Origin of the sequence: Gluconobacter sp. P5E10 (assembly GCF_018812145.1) — a bacterium.
Lineage (GTDB): Bacteria > Pseudomonadota > Alphaproteobacteria > Acetobacterales > Acetobacteraceae > Gluconobacter > Gluconobacter cerinus.
In genome coordinates, this window is the sequence record NZ_JACRVZ010000006.1 from 112,674 (window position 1) to 137,222 (window position 24,549).

Sequence of the window (24,549 nt, forward strand, 5' to 3'; positions counted from 1 at the left end):
GATGCTGAACGAGCCCAAAATTCTGGCTGAGGTTTCAGGCCTGGCTGATCTTTATGAAAAAGCGTTGGGTGAGAATGATCTCCAGACCCTGGATGACCTCTTTTATGCGGGACCGGAGACAGTCCGATACGGGGTTGGTGAAAATCTCTATGGCATCGAAGAAATCAGGGAATTCCGGAAGCAGCGTCCAGGAGGCTCTCCGCCACGGGATGTGCTTAAACGCGTCATCACGGTGATTGGTCAGGATGCTGCCGTGGTTGATCTGGAGTTTCAACGCCGGGGCGGCTCCAAAATCGGCCGTCAGAGCCAGACATGGTTTCGTACACAGAATGGCTGGAAGATTCTGGCTGCGCATGTTTCCCTGATGGCCGACATATCCTGAAGACTGACTCTGAAGAGGCGACGGCAGCAGCATGAATCTTTCGGAAGATAAAGAAATCGAGGTTCTCTCAACGGCGAATGGCCTTGTGATACCCGCTGAATTTCATAAGGGGGTTCGGATGAACCTCGACCTTCTGCGTTCCTATGCGACCCTGATCGAGGGAATGGAACTGTCAGACAGGCTTGAGCCTGCGTTTGAGTACGAACCATGAGCGGGCTTGAATTTCGCACGCTGGACATTGCTGCGCGTGTTCGAAGCGGCGAGTTATCTGCAACAGACGTAACCAAAGCTGTTTTTGCAGACATCGCCGAGCGGGATGGAGCATTGAATTGCGTCACGCGCGCCCTCACGGATCGGGCATTTGCCGCTGCCGCTGCAGTTGATTCTGCTGTTGCGGAAGGCCGTGATCCTGGCGCGTTGGCGGGTGTTCCATTCGGGATCAAGGATCTGTTTGATGTGGCCGGTCAGGTTACGACAGCGGGTTCGAAGGTGCTGGCAAATGATCCACCTGCGACGCGGGATGCCGCACTCGTGGCACGTCTGATCGACGCTGGAGCCATCCCTGTCGCACTGACAAACATGGACGAGTTCGCTTACGGGTTTGCGACGGACAATGCTCACCATGGCGTTACACGCAACCCTCATGCGCCGGCTCATCTAGCGGGTGGTTCGTCTGGTGGATCGGCGGCTGGGGTGGCGGCGCGCCTGTTTTCGCTTGGTCTGGGGTCCGATACCAACGGGTCCATCCGTGTTCCAGCCTCTTTGTGTGGCGTTTGGGGGCTTCGGGGAACGCAGGGGCGTTTTCCAATTGAGGGTAGCTATCCGTTTGTTGCCAGCCTCGACACAGTTGGGCCTTTTGCGGACAGTGCGGGCGGCTTGAGAGCATGTTTTGAGGCATTGGTACGGACGGAAAACTCACCTGTTGATGTTGGTGGCTTGAAAGTGGCGCGTCTGGGTGGATGGTTTGCGGAGAACATGTCCGCTTCCATGCAGGAGGCAGTAAACGCACTGGCGGCCCGGCTTGGTGCCAAAAATACGGTGGAACTGCCTGAAGTCGCGCGGGCGAGAGCGTCTGCTTTCGTGATCAGTGCCTCGGAAGGAGCTGCACTTCATCTGCATCGTCTGCGCACACAGGCGAAAGATTACGATCCGTCAGTGCGCGACCGTCTGCTTGCTGGCGCCCTTTTGCCGGCTTCCCTGATTTTTCAGGCGCATCGTCTGAGAAACTGGTTCCGCGCACGGATGCATGAGGCTTTTGCTGATGCAGATATCCTGCTGGCGCCTGCTGTGGTGGGTGAGGCACCGCGCTTTGATCAGCCGTTGATTGAAGTAGCGGGTAAAATGGTCTCTGCGCGTGCCAATCTGGGGCTTTATACGCAACCGCTGACGTTGGCAGGCTTCCCGGTTTTGACGGTCCCGATGAAAACGGCAGGATTGCCGTTGGGAGCCCAGCTTATTGCGCGCCCGGGCAGGGAAGATCTGCTGCTGGCTCTGGGGGAATCCCTTGAGCGGGATGGAACTGCCGAAGCTCGATTGGTCTGAGCCTGAGAAGGAGGCGCTTTTACAGGAGCGCCTCCTTCTCTTGAAGTTACCAGGCCGCCACGGACCCATCGCTGCGTGGGTCGGTAGCCCCTTCGAGGCGACCATTCGCGTGCCTTACAATGGCTCCGGCATGTCCCATGATGGATGACATGCTAGGAAGCTGCTCAATCACATGTCCTGCATCCTGAAGGGCCTGAACTACGGTCGGATCAAATCCAGGCTCCAGTTTTAGCGACGTGCTTTCCTGCCCCCATGTGCGACCCAGGAGCCAGCGGGGACGGCAGATCGCCTCCTGCAGTGGAACACCATGTCGGGCATAGCGGCTGAAAACGGCAGCCTGTGTCTGGGGTTGGCCTTCACCCCCCATGGTTCCGTAAACCATGACGCGTCCATCATTGAGGCGGGCAGCGGCGGGGTTCAGGGTGTGGAAAGGTTTTGAGCCGGGTAGCAGGCAGTTCCAGCCAGAGGGTTTCAGGCGGAATGAAGATCCACGGTTCTGCCAGAACAGACCGCTTTGCGGCAGCATTACACCGGAGCCAAACTCGAAATAAAGGCTCTGGATCATGCTGACCGCTACACCATTGCTATCAATGGCACCCATCCACGTCGTGTCGCCCCACTGGGTTTCTTCCGTCCAGGGAAATGCTTCTGTCATGGAAATGCGGGCGGCCATTTCGTCGAGCGCTGACGGGTTTTGCAGGAGGGCGCGAATATCGTCTTCCGCGGTCGAACGGCCATCGATTTCGCGATTTCGGTAACGAAAAGCCTGCTTCGTGGCCTCGATCAGTCCGTGAAGGTGTTCATAACTTTCTGGCGCGTCGCATTGTGGAAGACGATCTTCCAGCGCGAGGATCAACAGAGAGGCTGCCCCCTGTGTTGGGGGTGCCATATTATAGAGCGTCCCCATTGAGGTCTGAACATCCAGCGGCGCTTTGACTTCAGCGCGATGAGACAGGAAGTCGTCCAGACGAAGGGGGCTGCCAGCGGCTTCAAGATCGGCCGCCATGCCTTTTGCCAGATCGCCCTCATAAAAACTCCGCAGACCGTGGTGAGCGAGGCTTCGGAGTGTAGCCGCTAGAATAGGCGAGGTCTGAATTTCTCCTTCCTGCCAGGGAATATCGTCAGGGATGCAGAAAGACCGAAAAGCCTCGTTTCCACAAAGTTCTGCCTGCTTTTCCTTTAGAAGTGCGGCTTCGCTCTCCGAAACGACGCGTCCTGTGCTGGCATAATGGATGGCATCGCGCAGGAGGCGATCTAGCGGGAGGGAAGGTTGTTGCTTGGCACTTTCTTTCAGGGCTGCTTCCCATCCAGAGACCGTTCCGGCGACGGTATTGGCCGCCAGACCGCCGCGCCAAGGGATGACGCTGTGGCCAGCCTGAGCATACAGATCCAGCGTGGCATTTCTGGCCAGCCGTCCGCAGGCATCAATCGCAATGGTCTGCCCGTTCGGGTAGGAAATCAGCCAGAACGAATCCCCTCCGAGGCCTGTCATGTGGGGGTAGACCGCAGCCAGTGCGGCCGCTGTTGCTACAATGGCTTCAATAGCTGTCCCGCCATCTTTCAGGACGTCCAGTCCAGCCTGACTTGCGAGGTGATGAGGGGATGTCACCATCCCGCGGAGAGAATTGGGCGTCTGCATGGAAAATACCCGTCAGGCAGGAGGGGAAGATTGGAGGCGGGAGATATGGTCACACAAAGTCTGGATCAGCAGCTCTTCTGGCCCCTGAGCCGTCTGGTGACGTGTGGCCGCAATAAAATCGACATTCGGGATGTGCGGCAGGGCGGGCATTTCGCAAAGGGAAAGCCCATCAGACTCTCGCAGAAACCCGGGCTGCGCCGTAATGCCGTATCCTGCACGGACGGCGGCCAGAATTGCGCTCAGATTGCCGCTGGTGAAGGCGATGTGCCACGGGAGTTCGGCACGGTTCAGGGCTTCGATTGCAAGGCGTCGGGTGACGCTACCTTCCGGGAACGTCACCAGTGGAATGGACTGACCGTCTGAGAAAGGTGTTTGCGCCGGGCCGAACCACCGCAACTCTTCGGTCCAGAGCTTCTGGCCGTGCGTCTCGGAAGAGCGACGCATCCCGCAAAGCAGATCAATTTCATCATTGTCCAGAAGGCGCGTCAGGGATGCACTGAGCCCGATGGTCATTGTGATCTGAAGAGAGGGATGTGCCGCGCGAAAAACGCCCAGAATTTCTGGGAAACGCGTTAACAGGAGGTCTTCCGTCACACCCAGCCGGATGGTTCCACGTGGTGTACCGTCCCGGAAGTAGGCAAACAGGCTATCTTCAACCTGCAAAAGGCGCTGCCCTAATGAAACGAGGGCCGTGCCGTTTTCTGTCAGGCGTACAGCTTTTGTGCTGCGTGCCAGCAGCCGGGTGCTCAATTGCTCTTCCAGCCGGCTGACATGCTGACTGATCGTGGACTGACTGACACCTAGCATCTGCGCGGCAGACGTGAAATGCAGAGTTTCCGCAACCGCCAGAAACGACTGCAGATGCATGGGATCAAGGTGAGTTTGATCTTTCATGCGAATATGTGAGGTGAGTTTTATCACGAGGTCAACTTGATCTGGTCCCGTTATGAGCGCAAACTTTATTCAAGATTGTACGTCCTTCTGGCGGAGACAAAATGACAGCCCACGGAGCCCGTGCCGTTCAACGGTGCCGCATTCTCGTTGAACCTCCATTCAGCGAGACGGCTGGTAGCCTTTTCCGTTTCTGGCTCGGAACATCCTATCGACATACCCTCGCTCAGGTCCAGATCTGGATGGAAGAAGCAGGCATGGATGTGCGGACCGATGCCGTGGGTAATCTGGTTGGTCGCTATGAAGGGACAGATCCAAAGGCACCGGTTCTCATGATTGGCTCGCATCTTGATACGGTGCGGAATGGGGGGGCTTTTGACGGCAACCTCGGGGTGATGCTGGGAATCGAGCTGGTTGCAGCCTTGAAGGATCAGGGCACGCGCCTTCCATTTCCAATTGAGGTTATTGGGTTTGGTGACGAGGAAGGATCCCGGTTTCCTGTTCCCATGATCTGCTCCCGAACAATGACGGGGGAGATCAGTGCCGTTCCTCAGGGCGTAACGGATTCTCAAGGCATGACGGTTGCCGACGCGATGCTGGCATATGGCCTTGACCCGTCGCAGCTAAAGAATGCAACGCGCCGACCAGAGGATATTCTGGCCTTTATCGAACCGCATATCGAACAGGGGCCTTGTCTGGAAGCTGCGGATGAGCCCTTGGGCGTCGTGACCGCGATCGCTGCCCAAACCCGCCAGCGCGTTATGGTTAAGGGGCAGGCCGATCATGCTGGTACTACGCCGATGACTCTGCGCCGCGATGCGCTAGCCGGGGCTGCGGAGATGATGCTGGCAGTAGAAAAGCGTGGGTTGAACGGGGCCGGAAATCTCGTGGCAACGGTTGGGCAGATGGAAGTGACGCCCAACACGTCGAATGTCATTCCCGGCGATGTCTGGTTTTCACTGGATATGCGCGCAGGCTCCAATGAGGTGCGTGACGCACTGGCTGAAGGCATCCGGTCTGATATTCGCGACATTGCGAACCGGCGCGGACTGGACGTCTCCTTTACTGCTCCACAGCAACTGGCAGCGGCAGCGTGCTCTCCGGGGATCATTGAACGATTTGCTTCGGCTGTTGAAGCGGTAACAGGGCGCTCTGCCCCTCGGCTTCTCAGCGGTGCCGGGCATGACAGCATGGCCATGGCGGGCTTCTGCCCGATGGGTATGCTGTTTATTCGCAGCCCTGGTGGTCTGAGCCATCATCCAGATGAAACAGTGCTTGTGGAAGACGTTGAACTCGCCCATCGCACCCTGCTTGCTTGCGTCAAGGAATTTCAGTCATGACTTCATCTTTTGCTCAAATTGATCCGCCATCGCGCCTGCTGATGGGCGCAGGTCCTGCCAATGTGCATCCACGCATTCTACGGGCCATGGCAACGGACGTCATTGGCCAGATGGATCCCGAAATGACAGCGTACATGGATGAAACCATGGCGCTGTATCGGGAAGTCTTCCAGACAAAAAACCACTGGACGCTGCTGATCAACGGTTCTGCCCGTTCGGCCATTGAGGCTGCTCTGGTTTCGCTGGTTTCTCCGGGCATGAAGGTGCTTATTCCGCGGATCGGGCGCTTCGGCCTTCTGCTGACGGAAATTGTTCATCGGTGCGGCGGTATTCCCTGCACTGTGGATGTGGAGTGGGGGCAGGTTGTTGATCCGGCTGCCATTGAAGCTGCCATCATCGAACACAAGCCTGGCCTTGTGGCGACCGTGCATGGCGATACGTCCACCACAACTGCCCAGCCACTCGGAGAAATCGGTGCTATTTGCCGCCGTCATAATGTCCTTCTCTACGTCGATGCGACTGCTACGCTGGGCGGAATGGAGTTCAAGACGGACGCCTGGAACATTGATGTCGCAACTGCTGGGCTTCAGAAATGCCTTGGTGGACCGCCGGGATCTGCACCGATCACGCTGTCGGATCGTGCTGTAGAAGCCATTCTGCGTCGGCGGCATGACGAAGCCGGTATTGCGACAGGGCAGCCGCAGGGTGAGGGGCCGGTGATTCAGTCGAATTACTTCGATCTGGCGATGCTCATGAATTACTGGTCTCCGGCACGGATGAACCATCACACTGAAGCGACATCCATGCTTTATGCGTCCCGTGAGGCTGCTCGGATCGTGGTTGAGGAAGGTGTGGATGCCCGGGTCACCCGTCACACGCGTGCTGGACGGGCCATGGTGGCGGGTCTGCGGGCGATGGGGCTGCGCGTTTATGGAGACGACACTACGCGGATGACCAATGTGACGGGCGTATGGGTTCCTGAAGGGGTTGATAATGCCCGGGTTCGCGAGCTGATGCGCAAGGACTTTGAAATCGAGATCGTCTCGTCTTTCGGTCCACTGACAGGCAAGATCTGGCGTATTGGCGCGATGGGTGTGAATGCACAGAAGCACAAGGTTCTGTTGACCCTGGCGGCGTTTGAAGCCGTTCTTGCAGGTGAGGGCGTCCAGCTACCCCGTGGGGCCGGAGTAGATGCGGCGCGTGCTGCCTGGGATGCTGCCTGAAGTCTTTCGCAGTCAGATCAGGCCGGATTTAACTTTTCGGATGATTTTTCCGGCCTGACCCACTTTTCTTGCCACCGCCACTTTCCTTGTTGACGGTTGCCCAGGCACGGCTCTCAGCTTCTTCCTTAGGGACGCCGTGCTTTTCATAGTTTTCTTCAATGTGTTCAGCCTGGCGTTTCTGCTTGTCTGTGTAGGCTGATTTGTCTCCACGTGGCATGGTCTGTCCTCCTGAAAACAAGGTCTGAAGCGGCATTACGCTTTAAGAACCGTCAGGTTTTGCCGGTAAGATGGCCGGATGTGGTATTTTCATAGAATGTAAGACAGTTTTCTTTCATTAAGGGCTTGCCAAGCTCAAAGCCGTTAGTTAGAAAGCGCCCACCTCGATGGATGCGCCGGTGTAGCTCAGCTGGTAGAGCACGTCATTCGTAATGATGGGGTCGGGAGTTCGAATCTCTTCTCCGGCACCATCGAGGTATTTTCCTCAAAATAGATCAGGCTACCAGGCATACAGTTCCAGTATGCAGGCGGACTTTGATGTCTGGTTTTTGCCAGATTATTGCCAGAAAATTTTCTGGCTCTGGGCAAATGCTGTAAAATGGGTCTACCATTCGGCATCAGATCCTGATGCGTGGGCCGCGTTGTGCTGGCTGCACTGTCTTATGGCGGCTCCATGCGTTAGGTTAGGAGCGTCATGACTGACCGTTTTCACAAACGCCTCTGGCAAAATGCCGTCAACCTGTCCCGGACACCGCAGCGCCCACGTGCGTCGTTGCATGTTGTGGAAGGTTTGCACGAATGCTCCGTTTGTGGGCTGTTCCAGAGGGTTCCCGAACTCAAGCCTGGCTTTCTGGCAGAGTGCGAACGCTGTGGTGCGCAAATTGCACGCCGTCGGAAGACCTCCGTCATTGGTGCGCCTGCTGCTTTCTGTGTGGCCTCCGCTGCGCTCTACATTGCTCTCCTGATCAGTCCACTCATGACGCTGAACGTCTATGGACGTGAGAACACTGTCGCTTTGATGTCTGGCCCTATTGAGCTATCGCATCAGGGCTACAACACCATGTCTTTCCTGGTCGGACTGACAACTCTGGTCATGCCAGGCATTGTCATCGCCTTGATGGGGGCTGTGCTGTATGGCGCGTCCCGTCCCCACATGCCTGACTGGACCCCGAGACTTCTGACCTGGTACGATCGTCTTCGCGGCTGGTCTATGGTGGAAGTCTATGTTCTAGGCGTTCTGGTTGCCTATACCAAGCTCGTGGATCTTGCCCTCGTCGATTTGCAACCCGGAGTGTACCTGCTGGGTGGCCTGATGCTGACGATGGCCGCCATGGATTCCACGTTTGATGACGATCTGATCTGGAACAATCGAGACTTGCGAAAAAGGGTGGACGGGCATCGCGGGCGCATTCTGGATGTTGCTCATCTGGATGCTCACGAAGACGCGCTTCCTCCTGTTGAGCACATGTTGTCCTGTCACGCCTGCGGACTGGTGGTCGCTTTTGATCATCCTGTCTTGCAGGAGGCAGATATGGGCGATTGTCCGCGGTGCGATCAGATTTTGCGCCGACGTAAAAGGCAAAGCCTTGCATCGGCCAGCTGTCTCCTGATCGCTGGCGTTATTTTCTACATTCCGGCCAATATGCTGCCTGTCATGACCTACACCAAGGTGGGGTCAGGCGCGCCGAGTACCATTATCAGCGGCGTGATTGAGTTGTGGCAGGCTGGTATGGTGCCTTTGGCCCTGCTGGTTCTTTTTGCCAGCATTACCGTTCCGGTTCTGAAAATTCTGGCCTTGAGTTTCATGATCATCAGCACGAAGCTGAGGTCCCGGTGGCAGCTACCGCTGCTTGGGAAACTCTATCGCATGGTGGACATTATCGGGCGTTGGTCGATGATCGACGTCTTCATGATCTCTATTCTTTGTGCGGTGGTCCATTTTGCGTTTCTGGCCAATGTGACTGCCGACCCCGGCATGATCTGTTTTGCTTTAGTCGTGATCCTGACCATTTTTGCCGTGGAGCTGTTTGATCCTCGAGCAATGTGGGATGCAGCCGGCCTGAACAGTTCTGTGGCCGCTGACGCAACAAGGCGTAGCCTTTCTGATGGCAGGCCAACCGATGGCCCGACCCCTTCTTCTGATACCTCTATGGAGCCTGAAAGCGCGTGAGCGATTCCCGAAATAATCGCGGGCAGCAGCCGGCCTTTCCGGAGGAAGCTCCGGTACGCCGGACCCGCTTCTCCCTGATTCTGCTGATTCCAGTTCTGGCTATTCTGATTTCTGGTTGGCTGGCCTGGAAGCATTTTGCCACGCGTGGGCCTGAGATCACGATTACCTTTGATACTGCAGATGGCCTCACTCCTGGCCAGACGCAGGTCAAGAACAAGGCCGTGACGCTGGGTACAGTGCAGGACATTACTCTGAGCCGTGACATGCGTCATGTGAGCGTCAAGGTTCAGATGAATGCGAATAGCGCCCATATTCTGACAGACAGCACGCGTTTCTGGGTTGTGCGGCCACGTATTAACGGTGCCAGCATCACCGGACTCGATACGTTGATTTCCGGGGCTTATATCGCGATTGATCCTGGAACTTCTGGGGAGCATTACCAGACTGAATTCCGCGGTCTTGAAGCAGCTCCGGGCGTCCGCTCTGACCAGCCTGGAACAACATTCTGGCTCGTGTCACCGGCTCTCGGTTCATTGGGTGAGGGCGCTCCCGTTTTCTTCCGGGATGTCCCTGTTGGAGATGTGCTGGGCTATACGATGCCCCCGGGAGGTGAAGGCCCGATTGTTGTGCAGGTCTTCATCAAGGCGCCATATGATCATTACCTGCGTACGGACAGTCGCTTCTGGAATGTCTCGGGAATTCAGGTTGGTCTGGGTGCCGGTGGTCTGAAGGTTCAGATGCAGTCGCTGCAAGCGCTGTTCTCTGGTGGTGTGGCGTTTGGGCTACCGGATAATCGGAATGCCGTGAACGCGCCTGTTGCCCCTGCAAACTCGGTTTTCAAGCTCTACACAAGCCAAGCCGATGCAGAAAGTGCCCGCTACCATCAGCGCCTCCGTGTCGTGACGTATATCGATACATCCGTGAAGGGGCTTGCGGCTGGAAGTCAGGTCAGTCTGTTCGGCCTGCAGGTCGGAACAGTGACATCTGTAAAGTTGCAGATGCCGTCTCCGCAGGCGCACCCGAAGGTGCGGGTGGAAATGCAGATCGAGCCTGAGCGCATGATGCCGGAATGGAGCGAAAGCCAGCTTGCGCGTGCCAAGGAGTATCTTGCCGCGTTCGTGGCCAATGGCCTGCGTGCTTCCGTCCAAAGCGCCAGCTTCCTGACGGGTGAATCGCTGATCGGGCTACAGTTCGTGAAGAATGCACCACCTGTGACCATGACGTATGAGGGTGACGTCGCTGTGCTCCCCAGTCAGCCAGGTGGCATGGACGGGATTATGGAATCTGTTTCCACCATCACGGACAAGATTGCAGCGATGCCGCTCACGCAGATTGGTGAGCACGTCAATGATCTGATCGCACATGCGGATGGCCGTTTGAACAGCCGCGAAGTGACGCAGTCTCTGGTTGCCTTGCGTAATTCGCTCCAAAACCTGGATGCGTTGAGCAAGAATGCCAATCAGCATCTTCCAGAGCTTATGACGGCCCTGCAGGGAACCTTGACCAATGCTCAGACTCTTCTCGGGTCCTACGGCGGAGATACGGATTTTCAGCGTAGCCTTCAGGGCATGATTACACAGATGACGCAGATGGCGCGTTCGCTCCGCTTCTTGACGGACTATCTGGGACATCACCCATCAGCACTTATTACCGGTCGTAGGAACTGATCCCATGGCAAAATATTCGTCTCTTCGTATGCGCCTGTTGTCCATGGGATGCATGTTTGGTCTGGCAGTCTCACTGACGGCCTGTAGCAGCGATCCCAAGCTGTATACGCTGGCACCTGTATCCGGGGTGGTTCAATCGGGCGGTCCTGTTGTCGTGGAAGTCCGGACGCCTGTTGTTCCCTCTCGCCTCGATCGGGATACTATTGTTCGCCAAAATCGCGATTACCAGACGACATTGGCGACTGGCGATAGCTGGAGCGAAGCGCTTCCTGATATGATAGCCCAGACATTGACGACTGATCTGTCGCAGCGTCTTCCGGGGACAACGGTCGTGTCTCAGGGAGACGCGGTAACTACGACGCCTTCTGCTTATGTAGAGGTAACAATCCGGAATTTCGAAGCCGATGCGGCTGGCCATGCGCTTATCACTGGTGCTGTATCCGTTCATCCTGCCCAGAAGATGATTGGCCCGGTTCTGACTGAAGCGTTTGCCTGGCAATCTCCTGAGAGTGCGCAGCTTAATACCGGTAAGCTGGTGGCGTCTCTCAGTCAGGGGCTGTCCGTTCTCGCGGATCATGCGGCTTCCCGGCTGCGATCACTTCCCTCCACAAGCCGGTAAGAGGGACTACCCGAGGCAATAAAAAAAGGCTCCCATTTGGGAGCCTTTTTTTATTCATATCGTCTCAGCAGAAGAGATTAGAGCTTCTCAACCTGCGTGAAGTCCAGGTCCACCGGGGTCGAACGACCGAAGATGGAAACGCTGACCTTGAGGCGCTGACGTTCTTCGTCGACTTCCTCGATCATGCCCGTAAAGGACGTGAACGGGCCGTCTGCAACGCGGATCTGCTCGCCGATCTCGAAAGTGAGGGCAGAACGTGGACGTTCCACACCTTCCTGAGCCTGCTTCATGATCCGGTCTGCTTCTGCAGCCGTAATCGGGGTTGGGCGATTGCGCGTTCCCAGAAAGCCGGTGACCTTGGGGGTGTCCTTGACGAGATGCCATGCATCATCTGTCAGTTCCATTTTCACAAGAACGTAGCCGGGGAAGAACTTGCGCTCTGAATTGACCTTACGGCCCCGGCGCATTTCCGTCACGTCTTCGGATGGGACAAGGATCTGCTCGAAATGGTCAGATAAGCCCTTCTGTGCAGCCTGCTCCTGAATGTGGCTCGCGATCTTTTTCTCGAACCCGGAATAGACATGCACAACATACCAACGTTTTGCCATGCTGCGGACCTAGCCTCCAACGCCAAACAGCTCGCGGACGCCCAGGCCAATGACCTGATCCACGATGAAGAAGAAGATGCAGGTCACGGTAACCATGGCAAGCACCGCACCCGTCGTAATGAGGGTGTTACGACGTGTAGGCCACGTAACCCGCTTGGCTTCGTTGCGCACGTCTTTGATGTACGTGCCCAGATTGAAGCCGGATCCGTTTTTATGAGGCGCCGTCTTACGCGACTCGTCTTTCGGGGTAGTGACCGACACCATCGTCCTCGAATCAAATGAAAATCCGCGTCCCGGTGCCGGAAAAGCTATCCGGTAAAGCGGGGTGGCAGGGGCGGAGGGTCTCGAACCCACAACCTTCGGTTTTGGAGACCGACGCTCTAGCCAATTGAGCTACGCCCCTATCATCGGGGGTACCACAAAGACTGCGATACACCAACGACAGTGGGGCGGAAAAGATAATGTTCAGGGATGAAAGTCAAGTACCCATAAGCATCTAGGTTCATATTTTTCATTTCTGGCATTCCCCCTCTTGCGAGGATGCGGAGGAATGGAGTATGACACCGGCAACCTAAGGGCGGGCGTAGCATAGTGGTAATGCAGTAGCCTTCCAAGCTTCTGAGGAGGGTTCGATTCCCTTCGCCCGCTCCAGTAGGTTTCCCAAAAAATCTGATCTAAGCGACTAACAGAGCTGGGTACTTTTATGTGCCTTTTCTGCTCTGCCAAGCGTCTGGCTGCAGTTCCTGTGAGCTGATTGCGTACTCTGCAACTCTCTTGCTCGATGCCGGCATTTTATCTCTGCCTGAACACAGTCCCCAATGAGTGTAAGGCAATTCCGCAAAATTTTAGAAATTCTGAGCTCTCCCTGACAGCAGCAGGCTGGCATGCGCACTACTGTTTTTTGGGAATGAAGAATTTGCCTGCAAAGAGCAGTGTTACGCTGAAAAATTTAGTTGTGCGGTAAGGTTGTAGCTCTGGCTCGGTTGCACTGGATCATGGGGACGTGCTAGAGGCGGCGCCAAGTGGAGGACCGGGTTCAGACGAATCCTGCGTAGGGTCGTGTGTGCCTGAATCCCAACGGATTTGGAAGCAAGGGACCGGATAAGCCGGTTCCGGCCGCATCCTGCGGCGGAAAAGTGAGACGGAACACGCGTGTGACGGTGACACAGGTGCCGCAGATGGGACCCACAGGTGGCTTGGCTCAACGCTATGCCCGAGCGCTTTACGACTATGCCTCAGAGCAGGGAGCGCTCTCTGATGTGCTGGCTCAGGTTCGGGGACTTCGCGATGCGATTTCCCAGAGTGCTGACCTGCGGACGTTCCTTGCGGACTCCCGCCTTGATGCACATCGCTCAAGCAAGGTTGCTGGTGCCCTGACCGAGAAACTCGGTTTCGGAGATGCCGTCCGTCGCTTCGTCGGCGTGATTGCTGCTAACCACCGTCTTGCTGATCTCGCTTCTATTCTGGACGGCGTGCTGGCCCTTGATGCGAGCCTCCGCGGCGAAACCGTTGCAGAAATCCGCTCCGCTCAGCCTCTTACTGACATGCAGCGCAGCCAGCTTCAGGGCCGTCTGGCCGAAGCGGGTTACAGCCGCGTGTCCATGATCGAACGTACAGATGCCTCCCTGATTGGCGGCATGACTGTGCGTGTCGGTTCTACATTGTTTGATACTTCGATCGCCGGGCGCCTGACTCGCCTGCAGAACGCCATGAAGGGAGCCGCGTGATGGATATCCGTCCCGCTGAGATTTCGGACATCCTCAAGCAGCAGATCGCGTCTTTCGACAAGGTCGAGACCGTTTCCGAGACGGGCACGGTCCTGTCGATTGGTGACGGCATTGCTCGTGTTTACGGCCTGACGAATGTCATGGCTGGCGAAATGGTCGAGTTTGAAGGCTCTGGCCTTAAGGGCATGGCGCTGAACCTCGAAGCCGACAACGTCGGTATCGTGATTTTCGGTGATGGCGACGAAATCCGTGAAGGTGACACGGTTCTTCGCACGAAGTCCGTTGTTGAAGTTCCGGTTGGCAAGGGGCTCCTTGGTCGCGTTGTTGACGGCCTTGGTAACCCGATCGACGGTCGTGGCCCGCTGACGGACGTGGAATATCGCCGCGCCGAAGTGAAGGCTCCAGGCATCATGCCACGTCAGTCGGTTAGCGAACCGATGCAGACGGGCATCAAGGCCATTGACGCTCTGGTGCCGATTGGACGTGGCCAGCGTGAGCTGATCATTGGTGACCGTCAGACCGGTAAGACGGCGATCCTGGTTGACACCATTGTGGCCCAGAAGCCAGTCAATGCTGAAGGCGACCCGAAGAAGTCTCTTTACTGCATTTACGTTGCTGTTGGTCAGAAGCGCTCCACGGTTGCAAACCTGGTTCGTACGCTGACGGAGCAGGGTGCGATGGAATATTCCATCGTTGTTGCTGCCACGGCTTCTGATGCTGCACCAATGCAGTATCTGGCTCCCTACACGGCTTGCGCCATGGGCGAGTACTTCCGTGACAACGGCATGCATGCTCTGGCTTGCTACGATGACCTGTCGAAGCAGGCTGTTGCATACCGTCAGATGTCACTGCTGCTGCGCCGTCCGCCGGCACGTGAAGCTTTCCCAGGTGACGTATTCTATCTGCACTCCCGTCTTCTCGAGCGTGCAGCCAAGATGTCTGATGCCAACGGCGGCGGCTCTCTGACGGCTCTGCCGGTCATTGAGACGCAGGCTGGTGACACGGCTGCATACATCCCGACCAACGTGATTTCCATCACCGACGGTCAGATCTTCCTTGAGACGGACCTGTTCTACAAGGGTATCCGTCCGGCTGTGAACGTCGGTGGTTCTGTGTCCCGTGTGGGCTCGGCCGCTCAGATCAAGGCGATGAAGCAGGTTGCTGGCAAGATCAAGCTTGAGCTGGCTCAGTATCGTGAAATGGCTGCGTTCTCGCAGTTCGCTTCTGATCTGGATGCTGCAACGCGCAAGCAGCTTGATCGTGGTGCACGTCTGGTCGAGCTGCTGAAGCAGCCTGAGACGTCCCCGCTTCCGGTTGAAGAGCAGGTTGTTGTTCTTTTCGCTGGTACCCGTGGATATGTTGATCCGATCGCCGTGGATAAGGTTGTGGCCTACGAGGCTGCACTTCTGACGGAAATGCGTGGCGCTGGCGCTGGCATTCTGACAGCCATCCGCAACGATCGCCAGATCAAGCCGGAGACGGAAGGCAAGCTCAAGGAGCTGCTCGAAGCTTTCGGTAAGCGCTTTGCAGCCTGAGGATAGTCCATGGCTTCGCTGAAGGAACTGCGCGGTCGGATCACGGGCGTCAAATCGACGCGCAAGATCACGAACGCCATGAAAATGGTCGCAGCATCCAAGCTGCGACGCGCCCAGTCCCAGGCTGAGGCGGCTCGTCCCTACGCCGAGGCCATGGGCCGCATGATGGCGGAACTGGCAGCGGCAAGCCGCGGCGCTGATGCGTCCAGCCTGCCGACGCTGCTGGGTGGTACGGGTAAGGATCAGGTCCATCTTGTGGTGGTCCTGACTTCGGATCGTGGTCTGGCGGGTGGCTTTAACGCCAACATCGTTCGGAGTGCGCGTCAGCTGATCCGCACACTGCGGGATGAGGGGCGGACAGTGCGTCTTCTGCCGGTTGGCCGTAAGGGTGCTGATATTCTTGCAAAGGAATATCCGGATCTGGTGGTTGAGCGCGTGGCAGGGACGGAAGGCCGTGACGTCGGTTTCGACAAGGCTGAGTATGTGGGCAAGAAGATTGTCGCCATGCTTGAAGCCGGCGAGATTGATCGCTGCACGCTGATCTACAACCGCTTCGTCAACGCGATGACGCAGATTGCCATCCAGCTTCCGCTGGTGCCTCTGTCCGTCGCGGAAAATGACAACGCGGCGCCTGCCGAGGCTGCCCAATACGAATTCGAGCCCGATGAGGCTACGCTCCTGGCCAATCTTCTGCCACGCAATCTTCAGGTGCAGATTTTCTCTGCCCTGCTGGAGAGTGCAGCAGGTGAGCAAGGTGCACGGATGACGGCTATGGACAACGCGAGCCGGAATGCCAGCAAGGCAATCGACCGTCTGTCCCAGAAGTACAACCGTACGCGCCAGGCCAACATTACCAATGAACTGATCGAGATCATCTCCGGCGCAGAAGCCGTTTGAGATCACGCAGGAGACGAACCGATGTCTGAGACTCTTAACCCTTCTGCCCCGGCTGCAAATAACGTCGTCGGCCGTGTCACGCAGGTGCGTGGCCCGGTTGTTGACGTGCAGTTCGAAGGCGATCTTCCGTTTATCCTGAACGCCCTTCATGTTCAGAACGGCGATCACACGCTTGTTCTGGAAGTTGCACAGGAAATCGGTGAGCGTCAGGTCCGCTGCATTGCCATGGACACGACGGACGGCCTGAGCCGTGGCGCGGAAGTCCGTGACACTGGCAAGCAGATCATGGTTCCGGTTGGCCCGGCTACACTTGGTCGTATCCTGAACGTCATTGGCGAAGCCATTGACGAACGTGGTCCGATCGTTAGCGACAAGTATTTCCCGATCCATCGCAAGGCTCCGTCCTTCGAGGAGCAGGCTGCTGCGTCCGAAATTCTCGTAACAGGCATCAAGGTCGTTGACCTTCTTTGCCCGTACCTGAAGGGCGGCAAGATTGGCCTGTTCGGTGGCGCAGGCGTTGGCAAGACCGTTATTATTCAGGAACTCATCAATAACATCGCGAAGGCACACGGTGGCGTGTCCGTGTTCGCAGGTGTGGGTGAGCGTACCCGTGAAGGTAACGACCTGTATTTCGAAATGCAGGACGCTGGCGTTATCAAGATCGCTGAAGACGGTTCCACGGAAGGCTCCAAGGTTGCTCTGGTCTATGGCCAGATGAACGAGCCGCCGGGAGCACGTGCCCGTGTTGCTCTGACGGGTCTGTCACTCGCAGAATACTTCCGTGACGAAGAAGGTCAGGACGTTCTGTTCTTCGTGGACAACATCTTCCGCTTCACGCAGGCTGGTTCTGAAGTGTCCGCTCTGCTGGGCCGTATTCCTTCCGCTGTGGGCTATCAGCCGACGCTGGCAACGGAAATGGGTGCCCTTCAGGAGCGCATCACGTCCACCAAGAAGGGCTCCATCACGTCCGTTCAGGCCGTGTATGTCCCTGCTGACGATCTGACCGATCCGGCACCTGCTGCGACCTTTGCTCACCTTGATGCCACGACGGTTCTGAATCGTTCGATCGCAGAAATGGGCATCTATCCGGCTGTTGACCCGCTGGACTCCACGTCCCGCTCGCTCGACCCGAAGATCGTCGGTCAGGAACATTACGACATCGCTCGTAAGGTTCAGCAGACGCTCCAGACCTACAAGGGTCTGCAGGACATCATCGCGATCCTGGGCATGGATGAGCTGTCTGAAGAAGACAAGAAGATCGTTGGCCGTGCACGTCGTATCCAGCGCTTCCTGTCCCAGCCGTTCCATGTGGCTGAAGTGTTCACAGGCGCACCTGGCAAGCTGGTTGCTCTGGAAGACACGATCCGTTCCTTCAAGGCTGTTGTAAACGGTGAATACGATCACCTGCCAGAAGGCGCGTTCTACATGGTTGGCGACATTGACGAGGCCATCGCCAAGGCCGAGAAGATGAAGCAGGAGGCCTGATCCTGATGCCCCTACGCATCGAGATCGTCAGCCCGGAAAAGCGCCTTGTTGACCGTCAGGTCGACATGGCGGTGGTCCCGGGCATGGAGGGCGATATTGCAGCCATGCCGGACCGTGCACCGCTGATGCTTCAGCTGCGTGGTGGCGTTGTGGCCCTGTATGAAGGCGACAAGATCGTCGACCGTTATTTCGTGGGCGGTGGTTTCGCAGATATGGGCGCAGAACACTGCACCATTCTGGCAGATTCTGCTCAGCTCATGAGCGAGCTGTCTGCGGATGATGCCCGTGATCGTCTGCGGGATCTGGAAACCACATGGGCCCAGATCGAGCCGAACGACACTGATGCGCATGACCGTCTCAGCCGTGAAATCCAGAGCGTTCGCGCTGAACTGGAAGCTGTTGAAGGTTCTGCTTCAGTCTGAGGCTGAACGCAGCATCTATGAAAAGAGAAAGAACCCATCCGGTCAGTTGACTGGGTGGGTTTTTCTTTGTCTGCAAGCTTCCTGTATGCTGCCGTCCAGACTTTACCAAGTGATGGTGGCGCGTAATGACGGACTCTTCCCCTGACACTGAAATTATGTCCGAGGGCGTTGATTTCGCCTCTGTAGAGGCAATCGAATGTGCTGGGGACGTAGTAGACGCAGAGCGGGAAGAAGGCGCGACATCTGAACAGGTTGTAGAGGATGTCGTCGCGCTGACGGTTGTCGTTCGGGAGAGCGTCAGTAGTGCTCTCTGGGAAAACAGCGTCCCAGTTTTGCTTGAGCTTGCGGTTCGTAATCTTGCAGATCGGGATCTCTCAGATGTTGAGATTACGCTGCATTCCAAACCCGGTGTGCTCCGAACAACCTCTTGGCGAATTCAGTCTCTCGGAATGGGACAGTTTAGGGCGTTAGAGCGCCTCGATGTGGAACTGGATGGTGCCTATCTCGCCTCGCTGAGTGAAGCAACACGCGCTGAAGTTCATTTTACAGTCTCGGAGATACAGCCCGATGGTGCGCGGGTGACGCTTCTCGAACGCGTTTTTCCTTTGACTGTCCGCTGCCGGAGCGAATGGGGCGGATTACAGGGGCTGCCCGATCTGCTTGCTGCCTTTGTTCTACCGAACGATCCTGCTGTCGCAAAAATTCTTCGTTCAGCTTCTCTTCTTCTACAGGAGGCCGGCCACAGTGGCTCTTTGGAGGGATACCAAGGTGGTCGAAAGCGGGCGTGGGAACAGGCACAGGCGATCTGGTGCGCAATCGCTGGCTTGAACATTACGTATGTCAGTCCCCCGGCCTCTTTTGTGGAGGCTGGCCAGAGGGTGCGTCTTCCCACTCAGATTGTGGAAGACCGACTGGCGACTTGCCTGGATACAGCCTTACTGTTTGCGTCCTGTCTTGAGGCTGTTGGCTTGCGGCCATTACTGATCATGCTCAAAGGTCATGCGTTTGCTGGTCTATGGCTATCTCGGGAGCAGTCTGGAACCTCAGTCATTCAGGATCTGCCTGGATTGCGGAACAGGGTAGCCCTTGATGATGTCTGTGTGTTCGAGACAACGCTTGTAACTGCAGCGTCTTGCCCGGATTTCGCAAAGGCATGTGAGCGTGGGCTTGCCCAGCTTCAGGATGATGGTGAAGAGTCGAAATTTGAAGAGGTCATAGACGTCCACCGCGCCCGACTGCGCCGCATTCGGCCGTTGTCATCGCTTGTGCCTAATACTGATCCGGCCGAGAGCGATGACGTGGAGACCTCTGCCACGCCTCAGCTAAAAGCAGCGCCTGATCTTCGGGAAGAACTCGGAGACCATGAAAACGAAGAGACACCGGAATCCCGTTTGGATCGCTGGTGTAAGCGACTGCTGGATATTTCAGGCCGAAGCCGCCTTCTGAACCTGCCACGCTCTGAGAAGCAGATCATCGAGATCTGCTGTGCAGATCCGGGAAGGTTGGAAGACCGTCTGGCAGAAATGCGGGGAGGGGAACGGAAACCAGCGTTCAGGCTGCGAGCCCGTCCCGAACTGATGGATGGGTCTGACCCGAGGAGTGCTGCGCTCCATCAGCAGCGTCATCATGACGATCAGCACAGGGCTATTGCTGCAGAGGCTCTGGAGCACGGTGAACTGCTGGTTGCCCGGGATGAAGCTAGCTTACAGTCCGCTCTTACAGAAATCTATCGCAAGGCGCGTGCGGCCGCGCAGGAGGGAGGGGCAAACACACTTTTCCTGACTTTGGGAGAACTTGTGTGGGAACCTCGGGGGCGGGATCGCAAGGCGAGAGCTCCCTTGATTTTGGTCCCCGTTATTCTGGAACGTAGCAGCATCAACGCTCCGTTCCGGTTGCGCGCGCATACCGATGAAAGTCGGGTGAATGGCAGTCTGCTGGAAGTTCTTCGACAGGATTTCGCCATGCGGTTTCCTGAACTGGAAGGAGAGCTTCCTCAGGATGAGGCTGGTTTGGACGTTGCGCGCATCTTTGACATTTTCCGCGCAAAAATCCGCCAGCTCCCGCAATGGGAAGTTCAGGAACGTGTCAGCCTGACGACCCTCTCTTTCGCCAAGTTCCTCATGTGGAAGGATTTGCAGGAAAGACGGGACGCGCTGCGTATTAACCCGGTTGCCAGTCGTCTTCTGGATGGGGTTTCAGAGGCTGATGGTACCGGAAGTGCTTTTCCTACGGCCTTGTTCGAGGAACAGAAATCGCTGGATAACGTTCTGGACGAGGCTTCCCTGCTTTGTCCTATGGAAGCTGACTCGTCCCAATTGACCGCCGTAGCCCGGGCGGCGGCAGGTGAAAATTTTGTCCTGATCGGTCCGCCTGGAACCGGAAAAAGTCAGACGATTGCCAATATCATCGCTGATACGCTGGGCCGGGGTAAGACGGTCCTGTTCGTCGCAGAAAAGAGAACTGCGCTGGAAGTCGTGCGGAATCGTCTGCGTTCTGTAGGGCTGAGTGAGTTCTGTTTGGATCTGTTTTCGCCTCAGGCGGGGCGTGGCGCAGTGCTGGAACAGTTTCAGCAGGTTCAACTGGTCAGGGAAGAGTTTTCAACAGCGGAATGGACGTCGGCGCAAAGCCGTCTGATGGCCGTCCGCCAGGATCTGAATGCCTATGTGCAGGATCTGCATAAGCGGTGGAACAATGGATGGACTCCCTATCAGGCCATAGGCGTGGTTCTGGAGGCCGATCGTAACGGCACTTACCCGCTTGCTCTGAAATGGTCAGCTCCAGACGTCCATGCTGAAACAGACTGGGAGTCGCTCAAGAATGCGGCCAGTCTGTTGGCGGGCCTCTATGAGCGCTTCGGGCGGGATGCCCTGTCGCCTCAGTTGTTGGGAATAGAGCAGGAAGAGTGGACGTCTCGCTGGCAGGATCAGATCCTTCAGCAGAGTCAGGCCTTGAGAGGGCAGATCGATGCGTTGTCTCAAGCAACGGATGATCTGTGCCACGTACTGGGTTTGACTGGAACTGACCGATCGTTGGCTCAACTCCATCGACTCCAGTCGTTCTGTGCTCTGCTGTATCGGCCGGAAGCGGCTTGGGGGGCGTGGGCCCTTTCCGAAGATGCGCACGACAAGGCTCAGGTTGTTCTTGCAGAAAAAGAACGGATTGCACGTCATTGCACTCTGGAGCAGGGGCTGGCTGTGCGTTGGAGTGATGCGAAAACACTCCCGTTGGAAGACTTGCATCGTGAGTGGAAGGAGTCTGAAGACAAATGGCTTCTTTCGCGCAGGAGTGCTCAGAAAGCTGTACGCCGCCGACTTGAAGCGAGTGCGAAAGGCGTCTTGCCGGACGATTTGAGTGATGAGCTGTCCCGGCTTCTGGAGCTGTCTGCGCTGGAACGCGACCTGAAGGGAGCCCCTCATAGAGAGGTTGTCGGTTCTCTCTGGAGTGATGTGACGACCGATTTTGAAAAAATCGAAGCCGCTCTGCTCTGGGGAACTGAGATTCGCACGGCATTGGCAAGCTGCGTCCCGGATCTCGCAGGATTGCTCTCTGTGAGACGGCAAATCCGGGAGCTGCTTACAGAAGGGCGTGATCTTCTTGCAGAGAGTGGGCCGGTAGGTCTGAAAATTACGGGGTTCAGGAAGGCACTTTCGGCGGCTGAGGAAAGCCTGAGCCTTTTGGCCGACCTAGCGGGAAATCCTCTTCTTGCAATCGAGCCAGATGGCGAAGACTGGCTGCTGCGTTTGTCTCAACATCTGACTGGCTGGCTTGAGCAGGGTAAAAATCTGCGGGACTGGTGTGCGTGGCGAAAGGCCTGCCACACAGCTGAGCGTCTGGGACTGGGTCCGTTAGTAGATGCGCTTGTGGCAGAGCGCGTGGCTCCGAAAGAGCTTCAATCCGTTCTGACTGCCGCTTATGCCCGATGGTGGTTGGCAGCAGCCGTTGATGAGCAGCCACGACTGCGCGGTTTTGTTGCTGCAGCGCATGAAGAACAGATTGAGCGCTTCAAGATCTGGGATGGTGACGCTGCCAATCTGGCAGGGCGTCTGATCCGGGCAAGGCTCTCAGGTAATATTCCCGCTCAGGACGTTCGGCGGCAGGACTCACAGTATGTGATAATTCATCGTGAAGCGCAGAAGAAAGCCAGGCATATGCCGATTCGTCAGTTGGCTGCTGCTGCACCACGGGCGGTGAGAGCGCTTACGCCCTGCTTCATGATGAGCCCTCTTTCCGTAGCGCAATATCTCCCCCCGGACAGTGAGCCGTTTGATCTGGTCATTTTCGATGAAGCCTCACAGATCCCGACATGGGATGCCATTGGGGCCATCGGACGTGGCCGACAGGTGATCGTGGTCGGAGACCCCAAGCAGCTACCGCCGACCAGCTTCTTTGCACGAAGTGAGAATGAGGACGACGACGGTGAACTCTGCGATATGGAGTCCATTCTCGATGAGTGTCGTGCGGCTGGTGTGCCGGAAATTACGCTGAAATGGCACTATCGCAGCAGGCACGAGAGCCTGATCGCGTTTTCCAACAGTCAGTATTATGGCGGCGACCTCATCACGTTCCCCTCGAACGTGACGCAGGATCGAGCTGTTTCTTTTCAGTTTGTGGAGGGGGGCAACTACCAGAGAGGTGGCAGCAGAACCAATCCGACAGAAGCCAGAGCTGTTGCGGATGCTGTTGTAAGGCATTTGAAGACTGACGGGGAGAAATCCGTTGGCGTCGTGACGTTCAATGGAGAACAGCAGACACTGATTACCGATCTGCTGGAAAAAGCCCAGATGGAGGATTCCTCGCTGGTGCCGTTCTTTAGCGAAGAGTGCCCGGAACCTGTCCTGATTCGGAATTTGGAAAATGTGCAAGGCGAAGAGCGGGACGTGATGTTCTTTTCCCTCACCTATGCGCCGGAGCTAAAAGGGGCGCCTTACGTTTCGTTTGGGCCGTTGAATCGTGCGGGCGGTGAAAGACGCCTCAACGTCGCTGTGACGCGGGCGCGTGAAAAACTGGTTGTTTTTGGTTCCCTGCGCGCTGAACAGATCGATCCGTCCAGAAGCGCTGCAGAAGGTGTACTGCATCTCCGGAAGTTCCTGACTTTTGCGGAGCACGGTGCAGGTGCACTTGCCGGTTTGCATCACGGGTCGGTCGGAGAAGAAGAAAGCCGCTTTGAACTCGAAGTCTCGGCATTGTTGCGTCAGCGCGGATGGGATGTTCGTCCCCAGATAGGTGTCTCCCGCTTTCGGATTGATCTTGGCGTGGTGGATCCGGACATGCCCGGAAGCTTTCTTGCGGGCGTCGAGTGCGATGGCGCCACTTACCATCGCAGTGCCACCGCGCGTGATCGCGACAGACTGCGTCAGGCCGTTCTGGAAAATCTTGGCTGGGTGATTTTCCGTGTTTGGTCGACTGATTGGTGGCTGAATGCGAACCGCGAGGTGGAACGTCTGGATCAAGCTCTGAAGCTGAGGTTGGAAGCCGTACGAGAAAGCCGACTTAGTCTTCCGGTCGAGGCGCCAGATATTGAGGTTCAGGAAGTGCCGGAGACTGAAAGCGCTCTCGTGGAAGAACCATCTCTCTATGCGGGGTTTGTCCCTCATGACACGAGTGCCATTGTGGCCGCTCCGTATATTCCGGAGGACGATAGTGAAGAGGCATTATCGGCACAGCCAGATGCGGCGCGTTTCACAGATGATGACTATCTGCCGGTTCTGCAGTCTCTGATTCAGCAGGCTCTTTGTGAGAAGGGGGTTCTGCATGAAACGGCCCTGATCCAGAAAATCGCGAGACAACATGGTTTCGCGCGGGCGGGACGACAGATCCGGGAGCGAGTTCTCACAGCCATCCCTGATGGCGTGGGAAAAACTACCGAAGACGCTGGAACGTTCTTTTGGGAAACAGAAGACGTTGTCTGCGATCCTGAGACCGTCTTGAAGCGAGACTCTGGGGAGAGTGTTGATCCTGCTCAACTTCCGATGTCGGTTCTTACGGCCCTAGCCAAAAAGCAGCAGGACCGGGGACTAGGAGAGGAAGAAGGTATCGGAGAGATGCGAAAAGCCTGCGGATTAGGGCGTATCGGGGCCACGAGCAGGCTGCGTTTCCACGACGCATGGCTTTCTGCGGCGGCAAATATAGAAAACTAAGGAAAAAGGGACGCCAGATGATTTTTCTGGCGTTTTTTTTTGATTTTTTTAGTTTTGTTTTGTGAATGGAAAGTGTGTGTAAGGGGGGAAAGTGCAGGAAATCTGTGGGTTAGTTGTGTGGATAAGTGTCGTATGATGATTGTTTGACAGTGATGTGTGGTGGCCGTATAAGCCCGTTCACCGACGCGGCGGGGCCTTCTTCGAGGGCTTGGCCGGGACGGATTGAGATGATGATCTTTGAAAATTGAATATGGAATTGGAAGGGATA

Annotated in this window: 18 protein-coding genes, 3 tRNA genes and 1 pseudogene; 16 read left to right on the top strand and 6 right to left on the bottom strand. The window is 56.5% G+C overall.

Annotated features, from left to right (window positions below; all coding sequences use genetic code 11):
* Position 1: 1 nt before the first annotated feature.
* Genes hpxZ through KP707_RS13480 form a run of 3 tightly spaced genes read left to right on the top strand, consistent with a single transcriptional unit; the run spans position 2 to position 1,924 of the window.
* Positions 2-382 carry an oxalurate catabolism protein HpxZ gene (gene hpxZ / locus KP707_RS13470; protein WP_064274221.1) on the top strand — a complete coding sequence of 127 codons (381 nt, stop codon included), beginning with the start codon at positions 2-4 and terminating at the stop codon, positions 380-382.
* Positions 383-413: 31 nt separating this feature from the next.
* A complete protein-coding gene (locus tag KP707_RS13475) occupies positions 414-593 on the top strand; it encodes a DUF4089 domain-containing protein (protein WP_211503427.1) in 180 nt (59 codons plus the stop codon).
* A complete protein-coding gene (locus tag KP707_RS13480; protein ID WP_211503428.1) occupies positions 590-1,924 on the top strand; it encodes an AtzE family amidohydrolase in 1,335 nt (444 codons plus the stop codon). Before KP707_RS13475 ends, KP707_RS13480 begins: the two co-directional genes overlap by 4 nt.
* Before the next feature lie 46 nt (positions 1,925-1,970).
* Here the strand turns inward: KP707_RS13480 and KP707_RS13485 are convergent, their stop codons facing one another.
* Positions 1,971-3,536, bottom strand: a complete 1,566-nt coding sequence (locus KP707_RS13485) for a gamma-glutamyltransferase family protein (protein WP_277355128.1) — start codon at positions 3,534-3,536, stop codon at positions 1,971-1,973.
* Positions 3,537-3,575: 39 nt separating this feature from the next.
* Positions 3,576-4,457 carry a LysR family transcriptional regulator gene (locus tag KP707_RS13490; RefSeq protein WP_211503430.1) on the bottom strand — a complete coding sequence of 294 codons (882 nt, stop codon included), beginning with the start codon at positions 4,455-4,457 and terminating at the stop codon, positions 3,576-3,578.
* 101 nt (positions 4,458-4,558) lie between these two features.
* Between KP707_RS13490 and KP707_RS13495 the strand changes: the two genes are divergently transcribed.
* Together KP707_RS13495 and KP707_RS13500 are read left to right on the top strand one after the other, a co-directional pair.
* Positions 4,559-5,794, top strand: coding sequence for an allantoate amidohydrolase (locus KP707_RS13495; RefSeq protein WP_211507033.1), 1,236 nt, complete (start codon positions 4,559-4,561; stop codon positions 5,792-5,794).
* Positions 5,791-7,017: an alanine--glyoxylate aminotransferase family protein gene (locus KP707_RS13500; protein ID WP_211503432.1), complete on the top strand. Its 1,227-nt coding sequence runs from the start codon at positions 5,791-5,793 to the stop codon at positions 7,015-7,017. Before KP707_RS13495 ends, KP707_RS13500 begins: the two co-directional genes overlap by 4 nt.
* A gap of 49 nt (positions 7,018-7,066) precedes the next feature.
* On the opposite strand, the pseudogene KP707_RS13505 reads toward KP707_RS13500, so the two are convergent.
* Positions 7,067-7,234, bottom strand: a pseudogene (locus tag KP707_RS13505) (plasmid stabilization protein); the annotation flags it as partial.
* Between the two features lie 174 nt (positions 7,235-7,408).
* Here KP707_RS13505 and KP707_RS13510 point away from each other — a divergent pair.
* From KP707_RS13510 to KP707_RS13525, 4 genes are all read left to right on the top strand, one after another.
* Positions 7,409-7,484, top strand: a tRNA-Thr gene (locus tag KP707_RS13510).
* Between the two features lie 224 nt (positions 7,485-7,708).
* On the top strand, positions 7,709-9,184 hold the full coding sequence (locus KP707_RS13515; RefSeq protein ID WP_211501501.1) for a paraquat-inducible protein A: 1,476 nt from the start codon (positions 7,709-7,711) through the stop codon (positions 9,182-9,184).
* The gene (locus KP707_RS13520; protein ID WP_046900221.1) at positions 9,181-10,851 is read left to right on the top strand and encodes an intermembrane transport protein PqiB; all 1,671 of its coding nucleotides are present in this window, start codon (positions 9,181-9,183) and stop codon (positions 10,849-10,851) included. Before KP707_RS13515 ends, KP707_RS13520 begins: the two co-directional genes overlap by 4 nt.
* A 4-nt stretch (positions 10,852-10,855) precedes the next feature.
* Complete coding sequence (locus KP707_RS13525; protein WP_211503434.1) at positions 10,856-11,470, top strand: membrane integrity-associated transporter subunit PqiC; 615 nt, start codon at positions 10,856-10,858, stop codon at positions 11,468-11,470.
* A 77-nt stretch (positions 11,471-11,547) separates the two neighbouring features.
* Here KP707_RS13525 and nusG read toward each other — a convergent pair whose 3' ends face one another.
* The 3 genes from nusG to KP707_RS13540 all read right to left on the bottom strand — a co-directional run bounded on the left by nusG (position 11,548) and on the right by KP707_RS13540 (position 12,481).
* Entirely contained in the window at positions 11,548-12,078 is a 531-nt protein-coding gene (gene nusG, locus KP707_RS13530; RefSeq protein ID WP_046900219.1) for a transcription termination/antitermination protein NusG, read from the bottom strand.
* Positions 12,079-12,087: 9 nt separating this feature from the next.
* Complete coding sequence (secE, locus tag KP707_RS13535) at positions 12,088-12,342, bottom strand: preprotein translocase subunit SecE (RefSeq protein WP_232309136.1); 255 nt, start codon at positions 12,340-12,342, stop codon at positions 12,088-12,090.
* A 62-nt stretch (positions 12,343-12,404) separates the two neighbouring features.
* A tRNA-Trp gene (locus KP707_RS13540) sits at positions 12,405-12,481 on the bottom strand.
* Between the two features lie 174 nt (positions 12,482-12,655).
* On the opposite strand from KP707_RS13540, the gene KP707_RS13545 reads away from it, so the two are divergent.
* The 7 genes from KP707_RS13545 (at position 12,656) to KP707_RS13575 (ending at position 24,281) form a co-directional block, all read left to right on the top strand.
* A tRNA-Gly gene (locus tag KP707_RS13545) sits at positions 12,656-12,729 on the top strand.
* A gap of 503 nt (positions 12,730-13,232) precedes the next feature.
* Entirely contained in the window at positions 13,233-13,805 is a 573-nt protein-coding gene (atpH, locus tag KP707_RS13550; protein ID WP_064274294.1) for an ATP synthase F1 subunit delta, read from the top strand.
* Positions 13,805-15,340: a F0F1 ATP synthase subunit alpha gene (atpA, locus tag KP707_RS13555; RefSeq protein ID WP_046900218.1), complete on the top strand. Its 1,536-nt coding sequence runs from the start codon at positions 13,805-13,807 to the stop codon at positions 15,338-15,340. Before atpH ends, atpA begins: the two co-directional genes overlap by 1 nt.
* Positions 15,341-15,349: 9 nt before the next feature.
* Positions 15,350-16,237: a F0F1 ATP synthase subunit gamma gene (locus KP707_RS13560; RefSeq protein WP_046900217.1), complete on the top strand. Its 888-nt coding sequence runs from the start codon at positions 15,350-15,352 to the stop codon at positions 16,235-16,237.
* Between the two features lie 21 nt (positions 16,238-16,258).
* Complete coding sequence (gene atpD / locus KP707_RS13565; RefSeq protein WP_099213283.1) at positions 16,259-17,722, top strand: F0F1 ATP synthase subunit beta; 1,464 nt, start codon at positions 16,259-16,261, stop codon at positions 17,720-17,722.
* A gap of 5 nt (positions 17,723-17,727) precedes the next feature.
* Positions 17,728-18,144: an ATP synthase F1 subunit epsilon gene (gene atpC / locus KP707_RS13570; protein ID WP_211503435.1), complete on the top strand. Its 417-nt coding sequence runs from the start codon at positions 17,728-17,730 to the stop codon at positions 18,142-18,144.
* 125 nt (positions 18,145-18,269) lie between these two features.
* The gene (locus KP707_RS13575; RefSeq protein WP_211503436.1) at positions 18,270-24,281 is read left to right on the top strand and encodes a DUF4011 domain-containing protein; all 6,012 of its coding nucleotides are present in this window, start codon (positions 18,270-18,272) and stop codon (positions 24,279-24,281) included.
* The last annotated feature ends 268 nt before the right edge of the window (positions 24,282-24,549 follow it).